Annotated in this window: 12 protein-coding genes; 7 read left to right on the forward strand and 5 right to left on the reverse strand. The window is 55.6% G+C overall.

Translation table 11 applies throughout. The features are described 5' to 3' along the window. Positions 1-931: 931 nt before the first annotated feature. A complete protein-coding gene (gene purD / locus Pla52o_RS01535; RefSeq protein WP_146592824.1) occupies positions 932-2,224 on the forward strand; it encodes a phosphoribosylamine--glycine ligase in 1,293 nt (430 codons plus the stop codon). A 203-nt stretch (positions 2,225-2,427) separates the two neighbouring features. On the opposite strand, the gene Pla52o_RS01540 is transcribed toward purD, so the two are convergent. The 3 genes from Pla52o_RS01540 to Pla52o_RS01550 all read right to left on the reverse strand — a co-directional run bounded on the left by Pla52o_RS01540 (position 2,428) and on the right by Pla52o_RS01550 (position 5,472). Beyond that, the gene (locus Pla52o_RS01540; protein WP_231612009.1) at positions 2,428-3,024 is read right to left on the reverse strand and encodes an HAD family hydrolase; all 597 of its coding nucleotides are present in this window, start codon (positions 3,022-3,024) and stop codon (positions 2,428-2,430) included. A gap of 214 nt (positions 3,025-3,238) precedes the next feature. Beyond that, positions 3,239-3,796: a hypothetical protein gene (locus Pla52o_RS01545; protein ID WP_146592826.1), complete on the reverse strand. Its 558-nt coding sequence runs from the start codon at positions 3,794-3,796 to the stop codon at positions 3,239-3,241. Between the two features lie 77 nt (positions 3,797-3,873). Beyond that, positions 3,874-5,472 carry an OprO/OprP family phosphate-selective porin gene (locus tag Pla52o_RS01550; protein ID WP_146592827.1) on the reverse strand — a complete coding sequence of 533 codons (1,599 nt, stop codon included), beginning with the start codon at positions 5,470-5,472 and terminating at the stop codon, positions 3,874-3,876. A gap of 483 nt (positions 5,473-5,955) precedes the next feature. Between Pla52o_RS01550 and Pla52o_RS01555 the strand changes: the two genes are divergently transcribed. From Pla52o_RS01555 to Pla52o_RS01580, 6 genes are all read left to right on the forward strand, one after another. Continuing rightward, positions 5,956-7,455 (forward strand): pectate lyase, encoded by a 1,500-nt coding sequence (locus Pla52o_RS01555; RefSeq protein ID WP_231612010.1) that lies wholly within the window; start codon positions 5,956-5,958, stop codon positions 7,453-7,455. Between the two features lie 108 nt (positions 7,456-7,563). Continuing rightward, the gene (gene tdh, locus Pla52o_RS01560) at positions 7,564-8,586 is read left to right on the forward strand and encodes an L-threonine 3-dehydrogenase (protein WP_146592828.1); all 1,023 of its coding nucleotides are present in this window, start codon (positions 7,564-7,566) and stop codon (positions 8,584-8,586) included. Between the two features lie 95 nt (positions 8,587-8,681). Beyond that, a complete protein-coding gene (locus Pla52o_RS01565) occupies positions 8,682-9,872 on the forward strand; it encodes a glycine C-acetyltransferase (RefSeq protein WP_146592829.1) in 1,191 nt (396 codons plus the stop codon). A gap of 338 nt (positions 9,873-10,210) precedes the next feature. Beyond that, the gene (gene dapB, locus Pla52o_RS01570) at positions 10,211-11,026 is read left to right on the forward strand and encodes a 4-hydroxy-tetrahydrodipicolinate reductase (RefSeq protein ID WP_146592830.1); all 816 of its coding nucleotides are present in this window, start codon (positions 10,211-10,213) and stop codon (positions 11,024-11,026) included. A gap of 443 nt (positions 11,027-11,469) precedes the next feature. Beyond that, positions 11,470-11,835, forward strand: coding sequence for a hypothetical protein (locus Pla52o_RS01575; RefSeq protein ID WP_146592831.1), 366 nt, complete (start codon positions 11,470-11,472; stop codon positions 11,833-11,835). A 155-nt stretch (positions 11,836-11,990) separates the two neighbouring features. Next, a complete protein-coding gene (locus Pla52o_RS01580; protein ID WP_261343331.1) occupies positions 11,991-13,292 on the forward strand; it encodes an MFS transporter in 1,302 nt (433 codons plus the stop codon). A 184-nt stretch (positions 13,293-13,476) separates the two neighbouring features. Here the strand turns inward: Pla52o_RS01580 and thiC are convergent, their stop codons facing one another. Further along, positions 13,477-14,829: a phosphomethylpyrimidine synthase ThiC gene (gene thiC / locus Pla52o_RS01585; protein WP_146593491.1), complete on the reverse strand. Its 1,353-nt coding sequence runs from the start codon at positions 14,827-14,829 to the stop codon at positions 13,477-13,479. 789 nt (positions 14,830-15,618) lie between these two features. Next, on the reverse strand, positions 15,619-16,110 hold the full coding sequence (locus Pla52o_RS01590) for a hypothetical protein (RefSeq protein ID WP_146592833.1): 492 nt from the start codon (positions 16,108-16,110) through the stop codon (positions 15,619-15,621). Between the last annotated feature and the right edge of the window lie 50 nt (positions 16,111-16,160).

Below are 16,160 nucleotides of genomic sequence, written 5' to 3' on the forward strand. Positions count from 1 at the left end.
TCTTCAACGTAAATTCTCCCAAGGAGGCTAGAGGATGTCGGGGCTCATGCATTGAGGTTGGGCATGACACCCCTTCAGCGTTGTTTAGTCTTGAAGCGTAAGAATACTTGATTTTTTCGATTCTGAGGCCATCTCATTCTACAAAAGCACGCAAAGAGAGGGGATCCCTAGCGGCATTGCGGGTTGGTGGTTTTGCATCATACGAATCGAGGCCGCTCATTCACGTTAGGGTCGTGACTGCAGGATTTTGAATCAGGTTTGCCAGCCCGTATCGGTCCACACCGAGTGGTGCAGAGGTCCATATTGGGGGCCGGGGACCAAGAAAACACTGGAAATGAAAAATGCGGCGACTCAGTGACGGTGGACGTCGACTCAGTCGCCGCTTCAGCAAAACAAGTTATTTGCGAAGAAAGTGCGGTCCCGGGGGGTGGGGTTTTGTTGGGATACGCAGAATTCCATTCTTCGGCAGGACACTTCCTATTTTAACTGCTATTGGGAAATTGTCTACCGCTGCAGTCGCATAAGCTGTGTGATTATCACAGTGTTTGGGGGGGACACCTGCGTTATGTTTCTAGAGCACCGGGCCATCGTGTTCGCAGATCACGAAAGCCGGGCGTCGCCAGCCTGCTTTTGCATCGCGTTAAACGCCCTGGTGGCCTGTTTTGGTAACCGCGTGCAGACGGTAAATTACCGCTCGGCATGATCATTGGCCCCCTCGTGACTGACGCTCGTTATCGCTGTGGATCCGATTGGCGTAATCGCGATTGCGACACCGGGTGGAGGACCGCCAGGTTTCCTCGGTCGAGGTTTCTCTTCGCATCCTGCTGCGATCACCGGTTCCTACCGTGGCGGTTTGCCATTGGTTTGCTAATTTACCTATTGGGTTTTGACTCTTTCCTTTCTTGAATCTCAGCGACAGTGTGGTCCCGCGATGAAAATTTTGATTGTTGGCAATGGCGGACGTGAACACGCGCTCGCATGGAAAATCGCTCAAAGCCCTCGTGTGGATACGGTCTACGTCGCTCCCGGCAACGCGGGGACGGCAATCGATGCGATTAACGTTCCCATCGAAGTGACGGAAACGGCGAAGTTGATCAAGTTCGCCAAAGAGCAAGCGATCGATATCACCGTTGTCGGTCCCGAGGTTCCGTTGGTGGCCGGGCTCGTCGATGCGATGCAGGACGAAGGGCTAAAAGTCTTCGGGCCCTCCAAGGCCGCCGCCGAACTCGAAGGGAGCAAGGTGTTTTGCAAAAACTTGCTTCACATGGCCGATATTCCGACAGCAGGCTATCGCACGTTTCGCGACGCAGAAGATGCATCACGCTATATCAAGGATCGCTATTCCGAACCCAATGACCCAGTGCACGTGGTGGTCAAAGCAGACGGCTTGGCCGCGGGCAAAGGGGTGATCGTTTGTAGCACGCGTACCGAAGCCTTGGAGGCAATCGATCGAATTGCACATCAACGTGAATTTGGTGAGGCCGGCAAGGAGTTGATCATCGAAGAAAAGCTGATCGGCCAAGAGGCGAGCGTGCTGGCGATCACCGATGGTGAAACGATCATGACGCTTCCCGCCGCACAGGATCACAAGCCCGCTTACGATGGGGATGCAGGTCCCAACACCGGCGGAATGGGGGCCTATTGTCCCACGCCGATCGTCGACGAAGCGATGATGGAGAAAATCGAAGCGGACGTGTTGGTGCCCATTGTCCATGCCATGAAGCGGGCGCGGCGACCTTTTAAAGGGGTCCTTTATGCCGGTTTGATGCTGACCTCGGCGGGACCCAAGGTGCTCGAATTTAACGTCCGCTTTGGGGATCCCGAATGCCAACCATTGCTGATGCGATTGAAGACCGACCTTGTCGATGTGATCGAAGCGACGATCGAAGGGCGACTCGGCGAATTGGAGCCGTTGGAGTGGGACGAGCGGCCGAGTATCTGCGTCGTGATGGCGAGCGAAGGCTATCCGGGTGACTACGAAACCGGTCGGGTGATCACGGGACTCGATCGGGCCGCCGAGTTGCCCGATGTCAAAGTCTTTCATGCGGGCACCGCAATGAAGGATGGCCAAGTCGTCAACGCGGGTGGTCGGGTGTTGGGCGTGACCGCGATTGGAAATTCCATCAGCGGTGCGAAGCTGCAGGCCTACAAGGCGGTCAAGGAAATTCGTTGGCAAGGGGCTTGGTGTCGCAAGGACATCAGCGACAAGGCGCTCGAACAGTAACCAGTGTCGTTGATCGCTCCGCGATCAAAACGCTCGAGCATTTCTAACTTTGATGTAGCTCGTGTTGCCCTGTGGTGGACCGCGTTCTTGCAAACGCAGCTACGGCTGGGATCCCACGTCAAAATGAAGAATGCGCAAGACTCGCCGTTACGCTGGCTCTCGACGTTGGCGTGATTTCACCTGAGTGTCGACGCCGAAGTGACTCAGCCTTTGCCGGCTTGGTGAAGCGAAAAGTCGCGGACATCGATACAGTCCATCGAGGCTCGAGCGGCAGCTTCGAGTCCCAGTGGCGAGTCTTCGAAAACGAGACAGGTTGCGGGGGTCACCCCCAGCCTTTGAGCGGCTGTTAAAAAGACGTCGGGTTCCGGTTTGTGTTTGTGGGTGTCTTCGGCCGTGACGACCGCAGCAAATAGCGACTCGAGTTGCAGGTGTTTGATTTGGGCCCAGACCCCTTCGCGATCCCCGCCGCTGGCCACCGCCATCGGTATGACGCCAAAGTGCGCTCGCGCGATATCACAGACGCTTTGCAGTTCCGTTAGACGGGGCAACCGCTCGCGGAACGCAGCCTCTTTTTCAGGCCCGGCAAGCGTGGGGTCGACGCTGACCGATTGTTCCTCCGCCAAGACGCGAATGATTTTTTCAGTGGGCATGCCCGCCATGCCGTAGAACTGCGACTCGGTGAATACGATTCCATAGCGAGCCATCGTTTCACGCCATGCTTCGAAGTGCAGCGGCATCGAATCGGTCAGCGTGCCATCGCAATCAAAGATCAGTCCGCCGTATTGGCTGAGGTCATTCACGAGAGGGGGCACCGATTACGCGAGGGGGAGATCGAGTTGGAGGTAAACCTGCTTTGGAGGTAGACCTGCTTGAGGCAAACCGCAGTGGCGTTGGTATCCGCTCTCGCGTCAACCGTCAATGGCTTTGAAAGCTGACGCATGTCGGTGCACAACGCAAGTGGCCAGCCTCGGGCGAGGCTGGCCACGGAAAACGGCAATGATTGCGCCGCAAACGTTAGCGGGTCGACAGGGTTTCGAACAACGAATAGTAGGCGTCTTCACCTAGACGGGCTGCTTGCACTGGAGCCGGCAACGATTGTGGGGTGGTAGCTTCGGGAGCAACGTTTTCCGCCGGAGTGGGAGCGTGTTCGATGACGCTCGGTTCGCTAGGTCGATGCTCGTGATGGTTGCCATCGCATGGTTTTTTCTTTTCGGCCGACCAGGAGTACTCGCACCGAGGGCACTTGTATTCTTTGGTCTTGAGGACACACACGCGTCGTGTTCGCGCGCCGTTGTTGCGGACCACCGCATCGCAGTTTCCTTTTTGCCAAGGAAAGACAACGCGAGGAATGCAAATCACTTTGGATTCGACTTCAAAGCAGGTCTTTTTTTCATCGACCACGTCGACTGAAAATTGACAGGAGTGATCGCACGCCGGGCAGCGAGTGCAGACGCCGGTTTGATCAATCAGTTTGTGACCCAGGCCAGCGGCGGAGGCATTTGCCGCGAACGGGGTGGCAAGGAGTGAAAACAGAGCGATGGCGAGCGTCATACGAAGGGTTTGATGAATCATGCTGGGGTCCCTCCTAGGGACGGATGGTTAATTTGACAATGAAGGTTTAGGTACACGTCGCGATAAGCAAGCCAGACTTAATAATCGGCCATGAAACGAAAGCCAAGTGCGGTGAAGTCGCCATCGACGCCTGCGACCAAGGGAACCGTGGTGCCCGAGGGGCCGCTGTTCTCTTGACCTTGTCCGCCATTGTTAATCGAACCCCAGATCGTGTTGAATTGTACTTTGGAGTACGCGGTCCAGTACCAATTCAATCCAGCCGTCACCGTGTGTCCGTCGCCCCCGCGAATATCCGAGTCGCTGAGGTCGAGGTAGTCATAACGAAGTGCCGCGGCCAACGCTCCCATTCCCGATCCGGTGCCTCCGGTGCATCGGTCAACCAAGAAAAAGTTTTCGAATGGTTTGACACGGTCAATCGTTCCCGTCACACGGTCCAGCGGAATGTGCTCGCCGGTTAGGAAGTACGAAGCGAAGATGTAGCCCCCGTGAAAGAACAAGTCTTCGCCCGAGAATCCGCCTGCGGCTTCACGTCCGACCCAGGTGCCGTAATACTCGCTCGTGACTTGGACCGAGCCGATGTTCAGCATGAACTCGTAGCCAAATTGTTCATAGTTTTCTGCGCCAAGAATGCGATTCGTATTCCACCAACGCGAATCGGATCGTGCTTGGGGGCGGGTGCGAAAGCGAGCTTCGTTGGTGTTTGAATCGGTGTCGGTTTGTCCGTCGGGATCGGTTTGGTTGATCGAACCCGCCAGCGCTAAGTGCAAGTAACCACGTCCTCCGCTGGTTTCGTCGTACCATGGGCTCGCGGCCAAACGGCTGTACAGTCCCGCTTCACTGAAGTCACCGCGATAGCGACCATCGGTGCTGATGTTTTCGAGCAAGAACCCACCGGCTCGCCAGTTGAACATTTCGTCGTCGCTGTAGCCGTAGAAACATGCGCCGAGGCGACGTGCGTCTTCGTTAAACGCTTCGACGACCAAGGGGCGTTCGGCAAACACGTTGTGCCGACTGCTGTTGAGGTGGTCCAAGCCGAGCGGGCGTTTCTGATTACCGAGCAACAGCGTGTGATTGCCAGGCAGATTCTTGAATCCGATGTAGGCGTCCTTCATCTCGGGCGACGATGGATTGTTGAAATCGATCTGCAGCCGATACAGCATGTTCTGGGGAATGTCGCCGGACATTTCGATTCGCAGGCGACGGAAATCCCAGCGGTTTTCTGGGTCTTCGAGTGGGTCGCCGGTTTCGAGGAAGTTGGTCCCCGCGTCGGAGTGAACGAAGTTCCAATTGTCCAAATGGACACGGCCTCCGATCTTCATGGTCGGCTTCTTTTTCTTCGCTGCCGAATCCTCTGCGATCTTGTCTTGGTACTTTTCCCAAGACGTTTCCATTTCCTCGACGCGATCAAACAGCTTTTTGTAATCCGCGGCCGAGACCGAGTCGGTGTCCGCGTCGCCGGTTTCCTCTTCGTCACCCTCTTCGTTACTCGCTTCGTCACTGAGCAAGGCGAAGGGTTCGTTGAAGGTGGTGGTCTGCACTTGCGCGTTGCCAGCCGTGGGGAACGCCTGCGCTCCATCGGCGAAGACTGCTCCAGTGGATTGAGTCGCGAAAGCCAGGCAGACTCCCGCGGCGGCAAGCTTGGCCTGCAGTGCGTTGGCTCGAAACGTGAATCGCATTGTCTTTAAACTTCCCTGTGATAAGTGCCGTTGCGTTGGCTGCACGCGGTGTGCGAGCCAGACACGCAATGCCGTTTGTAGAAAGCCAACATCCTGTTGGCTCGGTGGAAGCTCATTTGCCTTGCAAGAGCCCCGCGAGGAGCTTTGGGGCAGATGAGTCCCAGTACAACAATCATCGGATGAAGGCTTACGCCCCACCTACAGGAACATGGCGGAATGCTCTCAGTCCAATGGATTTCAACTTTACGATCGATGCAGATTTTCTAGAAGGAGCAATGCTGGTCACCGTTAGGAGCATTACAATCGTTGCAGCAATATGAAGTTTCAATGAAGGTAAAGCCTTCACGATGGCGGCGAGCCAGCAAAGGATCACCCACGATGCCGAAATTTGACCAAATGAGTATGGGATTTCGTGCTTGCGTTAAAACGAAGCCGTTTTTGTTAAGAATGGGTGAAGCAATCATCGAAAGAGGAAAGCATCGGATGAGCCGAGAAGTCGGTTCCATTTTGCGTTGTGGGGGAGTGGCCATTGCCATCGTGGCGTCGTCAAACTTTCCGTCACAGGCACAAACGTTACCGACGGCGCCCGAGGTCAAGGAATCGCTTCGCCAGGCGACTCAGTTTATGGCCGAGCGGATTGCCGATCATGGTGGGTACGCTTGGGTTTCCAGCGGTGATGGAGTGCATAGCCATGGCGAAGGGGTCGCCGGTCCCGATCGTGTTTGGGTTCAACCGCCGGGGACGCCTGCGGTCGGGTTGGCGTTCCTGCGTGCCTATCGTGCAACCGGGGATGTGATTCATCTCGATGCCGCAAAGGCAGTCGGGAATGCATTGATCCAAGGGCAACTGCAAAGCGGGGGCTGGGGGTACTCGATTGAATTTGATCCCAAGTTGCGCGCGAAGCTGCCTTATCGCGTGATGGCAACCGCGGCGGAAGGACCGATTGCGGAGACGCCCGAGCCAGGCGGTTGGGAGATTTGGAAGCAGCGAAAATTCAAAACGAACCTGACGCTTTTGGACGATGACACGACGCCTTGTGCCATTCGCTTTCTCTGCGATTTGGATCGGACACTCGATTTCAAAGACAGCGCCGTTCACGAAGCGGCCGAATACGCGCTGCGATCCACGTTGGGGGCTCAGTACCCTGGAGGAGCGTGGGGACATAACTACGATCGATTCCCAACCCAGCCGCCCAGTGCCCGTCATTACCCCGTGCTCGCAGCGACCTACCCTCCGTCTTGGAGTCGCAGGTGGTCGAAGTCGTTCGCAGGGTGCTACATGCTCAATGACCGGATCACGCAAAACATGATCCACACGATGTTGTTTGCCGCACGGGTGTACGAGGACGATCGTTACCGTGCCAGTGCGATTCGGGGAGGAGAGTTTCTACTGCGTGCCCAAATGCCCGAGCCTCAACCCGCTTGGGCTCAGCAATACGATCGCCACATGCATCCCGTTTGGGATCGTAAGTTCGAGCCACCGGCAATTTCGGGGCGCGAGTCTCAGGATACGCTACGGACCTTGCTGGTGCTTTACCAAGAAACCGAAGAGCGTCGCTTCCTCGAACCGCTGCCGCGTGCAATCGAATACTTGCGAACTTGTTTGCGAAGTGACGACAAATTGGCACGCTACTATGAATTGAAAACGAATCGTCCAATCTATTTCACTAAGGACTATCAAATGACCGATGACGACCGTAATGTCCCCGCTCATTATGGCTTCGTGGTGGAATCGCATCTCGATGAAATAGAGCGTGATTATGAATGGCTCGCTGCGGGGAAAACGCTGCCTTTGCCGGCGCCCGTGGGCGGGCAAGAGATCTCGCTGGTGATGCGGTCGCAATCGAGCGCCGGCGGGTGGTTGCAGCCGGGGTTCGTACGCGACGCCCAGGGCGAAAAGGTAACGCCCGCCGAGGGGGTTGTTTCGTCTGAAACCTTTGTAAAACACGTGGGATGGCTAAGCCAGTATCTGGATCAAAATTGATCCGCCATCGGCAACCGCCCGCCTCGCATCCTCGCTACTAGATCCTTGCCACTAGATCCTTGCCACTAGATCCTTGCCACTAGATCCTTGCCACCGAAGAGTTGAATTGTGAAAGCACTTGTTAAACGACATCGCAAAGTGGGGCTATGGATGGAAGACGTTCCGATGCCAACGGTTGGCATCAATGACGTCTTGATCAAGGTCGATCGAACCGGCATCTGTGGCACCGATGTTCATATTTATCAGTGGGACGCTTGGGCTCAGAAAACCATTCCGGTGCCGATGGTCGTCGGTCACGAATTTGTTGGCGAGATCGTCGAGGTCGGAGCCAATGTGTCGGACTTTCACGCGGGTGAGGTTGTCAGTGGTGAAGGGCACGTCGTCTGCGGTCGCTGTCGAAATTGTTTGGCGGGGCGGCGTCATCTCTGTGCACATACGCTTGGTGTCGGAGTCAATCGGGAAGGGGCCTTTGCCGAATACATCTCGCTGCCGATGACCAATGTGTGGCATCACGATCCCCAGGTGGATCGCGACGTTGCATCGGTTTTTGATCCGCTCGGTAATGCGGTCCATACGGCGTTGTCGTTCCCGTTGTTGGGTGAGGATGTCTTGATCACCGGTGCGGGCCCGATCGGGTGCATGGCAACCGCGGTCGCTCAATATGCCGGTGCACGCTATGTCGTGACGACCGATGTGAACCCGTGGCGATTGGAGTTAGCAAAAAAGATGGGCGCGACCCGCGTGGTCGATGTGCGGACTGAATCGCTCAAAGACGTGATGGCCGATTTAGGTATGAAGGAAGGCTTTGATGTGGGACTCGAAATGTCGGGTAACCCTAATGCGTTTCGCTCCATGCTCGAAACCATGTGCCACGGCGGCAAAATCTCGATGCTGGGAATTCCAGCCACCGAGATGGCCATCGATTGGAACCTCGTCGTCTTTAACATGTTGACGATCAAAGGGATCTATGGACGCGAAATGTACGAGACCTGGTACAAGATGACCGTGATGATTCAAGGGGGACTCGATATCAGTGCGGTGATAACGCATCGTTACGATTGCGAGGACTTTGAAGCCGGATTCGAAACCATGATGTCTGGCCAGTCCGGCAAGGTGATTCTAAAGTGGTGATGGATTCGTAACTCGCCTAATCAAGTTCTCGGTTTCACGCGATTCCGGTTTGGCCATTTCTGTTCTCAAGAGATCCCTCTGTAAAGCCAGCTAAGATGTCCCAAAGCAACAAACTCAGCGAAGTCCTACAAGCCTCGCTTGATGAGATACGTCATGAAGGGCTCTACAAGTCCGAGCGAGTGATCTCGACGCCTCAAGACGCGCACATCCGTGTTCAATCTGGCGGCGAAGTGATCAATCTTTGCGCTAACAATTATCTTGGCTTGGCGTCGCACCGGCGCGTCATCGAGGCGGCCCACCAGGGACTCGATGAATGGGGCTACGGACTCGCTTCGGTGCGATTCATTTGTGGCACACAAACGATCCATCAACAGCTAGAGAATCGCTTGTCCGCATTCTTGGGCACCGAAGATACGATTCTGTATTCGTCCTGTTTCGATGCCAACGGGGGGCTGTTCGAAACGATCCTGACCTCCGAAGACGCCGTCATTTCCGATCAACTCAATCATGCTTCGATCATCGATGGCATTCGTTTGAGCAAGGCTCAGCGATTCCGTTATCGCAACAGCGACATGGCAGATCTCGAAACGCAATTGAAAGCGGCTTCGGGATGTCGGTTGCGGTTGATCGCGACCGATGGCGTCTTTTCGATGGATGGTTCGATCGCCAAGCTGCCTGAGATTTGTGAGCTCGCCGATCGCTACGATGCATCGATCATGATGGACGATTGTCATGCCACCGGATTTATGGGCCCCAGCGGACGCGGCACCCATGAGCACCACGATGTGATGGGGCGGATTGACGTGATCACCGGAACGCTCGGTAAGGCCCTCGGGGGAGCGAGTGGGGGTTATACGACGGGGCGACGTGAAATCGTCGAACTGTTGCGTCAACGTTCGCGACCTTATTTGTTTTCCAACTCGATCGCACCTCCGATCGCAGCGGGCTCGATCGCAGCGCTCGATTTATTGAGCGAATCGACCGAGTTGCGAGATCGTGTGATGGACAATGCGAGTTACTTTCGCGATGCCATGAGCGCCGCAGGCTTCGATCTTGTCCCCGGTGAGCATCCGATCATCCCAGTGATGCTGGGCGATGCTCGGGTGGCGACCGAAATGTCAAAGCGGCTGTTGGACAAGGGGGTCTACGTGATTGGTTTCTCGTATCCCGTGGTACCGAAAGGCCAAGCTCGCATTCGAACTCAAATGTCCGCAGCCCACACGCAGGACGATTTGGAATTCGCGGTGGCTCAATTCTCGCAAGTCAAACAAGAAATGGGATTGTAAGCCAGCGGCTCAGCTAAGGATGAGAGGGGGCACTTTGTTGCGGAAGTCGTCAAGACTTTCGTTGTTTTTGCCGAACCTTTTTCCTAGCCTGAAGCGTAACTTTTGAAGTTACGCGTTTTTCCTAACCCGAAGCGTCAGCGAGGGAATATCGATATTGATTCGGTCCCTCGCTTACGCGTCGGGTTATGATTTGCTGGGGAAAACTGGCAATAACCTAAATTCAAAACGGATGCGACGCGGTCTCGCTCGGTTTGCCGAGACACGATTCCGCGTCGACGTTTCTTTCGGATCGCAAGTTCCGCTACCCCAAGGGCAAACGAGGCGTTACATTGGGTTCTATGACTACTAATACAATCAAACTTGCTGTTCACGGTGCTGCGGGACGAATGGGGCGGCGTGTCGTCGCCTTGGCTTCGGAGGATACCGAATTCCAAATCGTTGCAGCAATCGACCATGCGGGCAATCCGCTCCTGGGCCAAGACGCTGGGGCGGTTGCCGGTTTCGCACCCATTGGAGTGCCGCTGGCGACCGATTGGCCCGAAGAGGTCGATGTCGTGATCGATTTTTCGCTCCCCAAGGCGCTCGATCATTGCATCGAGAGCTGTGTCGAATCAAGTACTCCGTTGGTGGTTGCTACGACGGGGCTAAGTGACGAACAAAAAGTCAAGCTGCAAGCCGCCGCCGAGCTCATTCCCATCGTCTGGGCCCCCAGTATGTCGTTGGCGGTGAATTTGACGATGAAGCTCGCCGAGCAAGTGGCAGATACCCTCGGTGACGTTGTCGGCGGATTGGACGTCGAAATTATTGAACGCCACCATCGCTTCAAGGCTGATGCCCCCAGCGGAACGGCGCTGAAGTTTGGCGAACTGATCGCAAAGCAATTGAGCGACGATACGTTGCACGTTCACGGCCGCGAAGGTCACACCGGCGAGCGGACTCGCAATGAGATCGGTTATCACGCCGTTCGCGTTGGCGACAATCCCGGCGAGCATACGATTGTGTTTGGGATGCTCGGCGAAAAGATCGAGTTGAATGTCGCTGCCAGCAACCGTGATTGCTACGCATCGGGAGCCCTTGCCGCCGCGAAATGGTTGCAAGGCCGCCCCAAGGGGCTCTACAACATGTTCGATGTCTTGGGCTTGCAGTCATCGTAAGGTTTCGCGAAGTGGGCTGCGTCGTTCAGGGCGTCTATACCTTAAACTAGCGACTCTTAATCTTAATCCTACTCTTACTCTTAATCCCGTCTGCGCAACCGCGTTGGACCACAACCGAGCGGAGAAGATTAGGATTAAGCGAAAGGTCACGTTTAAGGATCAAAAGGCGGCAACGCCATGCGACCGTTTCGATCACGAGAAACTGGATATCGTCATTCGTCTGATATTGCCATTCGCCTGAAATCGTCAGTTGCATTTAAGTGCACTTGTGTCATAGCGGCCCTGAATCGCTGGCCCAGAACTGCGGGCCCAGATCCTTGTTCTCCAAAATCTTCGCTTGTTGAAGGCTCAGACGCCCTAAATCGTGGGTCGAGCAACAACCAGCGGGCGAAGCTCGCCGCGCGAGAGTCGGCGGCCTTCGTTTCCAACCAAGAGCCCCTGCAATGGCAAAGTGCGACGAAGGTTATTTGTGTGAGGTTTGTGGCCAGGATGTGGCCGCGATCATCGAGAGTGATTTGTATTTGCGGTATGTGATTGGGGAGCTTGATCCCGAGGTCTTGCATACGACGCCCGAGCGACACATTCGCTGTAACCCTGTGCTCGCCCAATTCATCGACGATCCAGACTTTGAGCGCGTGGTGGTCCAGGGCGAGATGGGGCTGGCAAATCTCGATCCTGGCTTTGTTTCCGAGCGAGTGGCATTGGTGACGCGGGGCTATGACCGGTTGCGGGTGATCGCGGCCAGCGAGGGAGATCGGGACGTTACGTCGTACCCGTTGCCCGAAGTGATCGACCGCTATCGCCTCTGAGCAGGTGCCATCGTGTCTTGTGGGTGCATCTCCCCTGCCCTGCCCTGGCCAGACGCTAGTCTTGGCCTCGGTTTTCATCGGCGTCGCGGCGGTAGGGGCGTTTCTGCTAAGATCTCGCGGTCCCCCAAACGTGCCCCTTGATCAAGCGAAAAAACGTGCCAAGCCATCTCTTAAGACGCGGGTTTCTCGGACTCCTCGCCGCGCAGTTTTTTGGAGCGATGAACGACAACGTCCTCAAGGGCGTGTTGACATTCATGGTGATTCAGGGCGGTTTGTGGGCCGGTGATCTTGGCGAAGGAGGCCAGGGCATCGTGGGCATCTGTTTTACGCTTCCCTTCATTTTTCTCTCGGGTTATGCCGGCCAGATCGCGGATCGTTATTCCAAGCGAACGGTCACGATGTGGGTGAAAATCATCGAGATCCCGATCGTGATTCTCGCCGGAATCGGCTTCATGATGGGCAGTTTGTGGGTCACCTTGATGGCACTGCTGGCGTTGACGTGTCAAAGCTCGTTCTTTGGCCCGGCAAAGTATGGCATGATCCCGGAGTTGGTCGATGCTTCGGACCTCAGCCGTGCCAACGGCACGATTAATATGATGACCAACGTCGCCGTGATCGTCGGCACGCTGGTTGCCGGCGTGGTCAGTGATGCCTTTTTTCCGGATCAAATTCGAGGACTGATTTGGTTACCGATGGTCGTGTTGGTCTTGATCGCGATCGCGGGACTTGTGTCCGCCTTCTTTTTGACTCCGTTGCCCGCAGGAGATCGCAATGCCAAATTCGATTTCAATCCGCTCACCACCTACATCACCACCGTGCGTGAAATGTCCAAGACGCGGTTGTTGATGGTGATGATGGCCTGGGGCTATTTTTACCTGCTGGCGGGAATCGCGTTGTTTATCGTTCCTGAATACACCGAGGTCCTCAAAATTTCGAGCACCGAAGCCAGTGTGCTGATGGGGGTTTTGGGAGTCTCGATCGGAGTGGGGTGTGCCGTGGCCGGTCTGTTGTCGGGGCACCACATCGAGCCACGCTTGATCCCTATCGGGGCCGCCGGTTTGGTCGTTTTCTTTGCCCTGTTGTCGTTTGTCCCGCCGTCGCTTCCTGATTTGCAGCCGATGTTGCGAGTGGCGTTTAGTAATGTTGGCTTTTTCATTTTTGGAGCTGGCTTTTTTGCCGGTTTCTATATCGTCCCGCTGCAAGCTTTGTTGCAGTATATGTCGCCGGATAGCGAGCGGGGGCGGTTCTTGGGAACCGCGAACGCCGTCTCGTTTGTGTTTTTGACCGTCGCTGCCCTGCTCTACTGGGCGATTCGTCCCGCGTTTGGCGACACTCCGCAGCACATTTTTCTGCTCAGCAGCATCTTAATGGCTGCCGGGGCTGCGTTCTTTCTATGGCAGCTAAGAGGTACCGGCATCCTGATCGGCAGCGGAACCGATATCGCAGCGAGCGAATAAGCACTGGCTCCACCCGCCCAGCCCCAACGCGGTGAGGGCCACGGTGCGGGATTGTCCGGCGTGGATCCGTGCATCACGGTGCCACGTCCACTTTCCCCAACGGACATAAAAAAGCCCAGAGTGCTCGTCGCAACCCTGGGCTTTCTACGCTGACGGTTTTGGCCGGGAATCCCCGTTGATCAAACTATTCTTTGATCTCGACGAGTTGTCCTTCTTTGGCCATTTTACGAATGTCCTCGGTGATCTTCATCGAGCAATACTTCGGTCCGCACATGCTGCAGAAGTGGGCGCTCTTGAAGGTGTCCTGTGGCAGCGTTTCGTCGTGGTAACGCTGAGCGGTTTCCGGGTCCAATGACAACCGGAACTGCTCGTTCCAATCAAACGCGAAACGTGCTCGGCTGAGTGCGTCGTCACGGTCCTGAGCTCCCTTGCGTCCGCGAGCGACGTCGGCGGCGTGAGCGGAGATCTTGTAAGCGATCACGCCCTGTTTGACGTCTTCTTCGTTAGGCAATCCGAGGTGCTCTTTGGGGGTCACGTAGCACAACATCGCAGCACCGTGCCAGCCCGCCATCGCGGCGCCAATCGCGCTTGTGATGTGGTCGTAGCCCGGTGCGATATCGGTCACCAACGGGCCAAGCACGTAGAACGGAGCACCATTGCAAAGCTCGATTTGCTTTTCAATGTTCATCTGGATTTGGTGCATCGGAATGTGGCCTGGTCCTTCGACCATGACTTGCGTTCCGTTTTCTTGGCCGCGTTTGGTCAATTCACCCAGCACCTCGAGTTCCGCGAATTGAGCGGCATCCGAAGCATCCGCGATCGAACCTGGACGCAGTCCATCGCCCAACGACCAAGTCACATCGTACTCTCGCATGATGGCGCACAGGTCATCAAAGGCGGTGTACAGCGGGTTTTGTTTGTTGTGGGCCATCATCCACTTCGAGATCAACGATCCACCCCGGCTGACGATGCCCGTCACGCGGTTGACGCTCAAATGCAGATGTTCGAGCTTCACGCCACAATGGACGGTCATGTAATCGACGCCCTGCTTGGCTTGGTGCTCGACCATATCCAAGAAGTGTTGGGCCGTCATGTCTTCGATGTTGCCACCGAGTTCTTCGAGCATTTGGTAAATCGGGACCGTACCGATCGGCACCGGGCTCTTGTCGATGATTTGGCGGCGGATGTTGTCGATGTCCTTGCCGGTCGACAGGTCCATGACGGTGTCGGCACCATGGTGGACGGCGGTATGCAGTTTTTGCAGTTCTTCGCCAGCGTTACTGGTCACGGCACTGTTGCCGATGTTGGCGTTGATCTTGCACTTTGCCGCGATCCCGATGCACATCGGTTCAAGTGCGCCGGCCGCGTGGACCTTATTCGCCGGGATGACCATCCGTCCCGCTGCGACTTCATCACGGATCAGTTCGACGGCGAGGTCTTCGCGTTTAGCGCAATACTCCATCTCCGGAGTCACTTCGCCTGCACGCGCCGCCAATATTTGTGTTTTGCTCATGTTTTTGCTCCATCGGACGGACATCATCGCGAGAGTTCGCGATCTGCCGTCTCAGTAACGTCGAGATCGGAGCCCTGTTTATACGCTGCCAGAGCGAAATCGAGTAGGCGTCCGAGCACACACCCGCCCCTTGCCCCCCCAGGGATCCCAATTCTCCGCCAATTTAGCCCATAAAGACGCAAATCAGCGAGAATCATCGAGTGGAGGATTCGCGTGTTCGCGACCTTCTGGCACCGGTTGTGATGGCATTGCCGTGCTCACAATGCAATTTTAAATGGATCGCAGCAGGGAGCGAATTGGTTGGATCCAGCGGCCTCGGGGATTGGGTTGAGAAGCTCAAGCGGGGCTTCGACGCTAGCGGTGACGTGTGATTTAATCCGATCCAATCGAAGCCCCGAATGTCGCCAGCATCTAGAAGTGTCGCCAGCATTTATCCGTGGGCGTGAGTCCGCAGACAAGTTGCCTGGCTGGATTACTTCATCGAAGTGGGGGGCGTCTTCTGCTTGTGCCGTTCGCATGGCCCCGAAAAATGGCCGTTCAGCTTATCGCATGAAATGCTCATCGGATCCCCGTGAAATCCATGTGCTGCAAGTGGAGCAGCAAGCTGCGAGCGGTAGTGCCAATCAAGCGTGCACGACCGCTTGAAAAAAATATTGAAAACGGATCGGTCAGTCGCCACCAAGCAGACTGACCTTTCGTTCAATAAGGAACTCGGAAAACGATAAGCCCGCATGATTCACCAAGAACTTGATGAATTGAGATGCGGAGGCGTATGTGGCTTCGCGGTAGGGCGAAGCTTAGATGACGCTCGACCTATGGCTTCAACTGATGCTTGCCATCGGCGAACTGTTGATGGCAATCGTTGCAGCTTTGAAGCATCAAGCGATAAACTTTCTGCGATTCGGTGTCATCCTTCTTTTTGGCCGCGCGATAGAGCTTGCCGCCGAAATCCCGAACCGTGGTTGCGTGTTTGTTCCAATCCTTCGCGTCCGATTCGGGACCGCGACTCAGCAGCAAATTTCCGCTTTCGGCCAGGATCAAGGAGTCTGACTTAATGCTTTTCCAGGTTCCCTTGTCTTTGTCCGAAGCAGCCATGGATACTTTCAACCGCTTGTAGGTCGGCTCGAAAAAATACTCCATGAACTCGTGCATGTCGTCTTCGACCGGAGTTGCAGCGGTTTCTGGCGTGCTAGCTGGTGATTGGGCAACGGCTATCGGCGCGGAAGCGGGGGGCAGAATGCTCAGCAGTGCCACGGCGGGCACGATCAAGAGGCTGAGTGTCAGAGCGAAACGTTTGGTTTTCATAGGAAATGTTCCTTTTGAGTGGAGTGATTGTGAAAAAAACGGGCGTGGGC

Origin of the sequence: Novipirellula galeiformis, from assembly GCF_007860095.1 — a bacterium.
Classification (GTDB): Bacteria; Planctomycetota; Planctomycetia; order Pirellulales; family Pirellulaceae; genus Novipirellula; species Novipirellula galeiformis.

Excerpts from the sequence above, each read along its gene's own strand:
- purD (WP_146592824.1), top strand. The coding sequence starts at position 932 with ATGAAAATTTTGATTGTTGGCAATGGCGGACGTGAACACGCGCTCGCA.
- Pla52o_RS01545 (WP_146592826.1), bottom strand. The coding sequence starts at position 3,796 with ATGATTCATCAAACCCTTCGTATGACGCTCGCCATCGCTCTGTTTTCA.
- Pla52o_RS01550 (WP_146592827.1), bottom strand. The coding sequence starts at position 5,472 with ATGCGATTCACGTTTCGAGCCAACGCACTGCAGGCCAAGCTTGCCGCC.
- Pla52o_RS01555 (WP_231612010.1), top strand. The coding sequence starts at position 5,956 with ATGAGCCGAGAAGTCGGTTCCATTTTGCGTTGTGGGGGAGTGGCCATT.
- Pla52o_RS01565 (WP_146592829.1), top strand. The coding sequence starts at position 8,682 with ATGTCCCAAAGCAACAAACTCAGCGAAGTCCTACAAGCCTCGCTTGAT.
- dapB (WP_146592830.1), top strand. The coding sequence starts at position 10,211 with ATGACTACTAATACAATCAAACTTGCTGTTCACGGTGCTGCGGGACGA.
- Pla52o_RS01575 (WP_146592831.1), top strand. The coding sequence starts at position 11,470 with ATGGCAAAGTGCGACGAAGGTTATTTGTGTGAGGTTTGTGGCCAGGAT.
- thiC (WP_146593491.1), bottom strand. The coding sequence starts at position 14,829 with ATGTCCGTCCGATGGAGCAAAAACATGAGCAAAACACAAATATTGGCG.
- Pla52o_RS01590 (WP_146592833.1), bottom strand. The coding sequence starts at position 16,110 with ATGAAAACCAAACGTTTCGCTCTGACACTCAGCCTCTTGATCGTGCCC.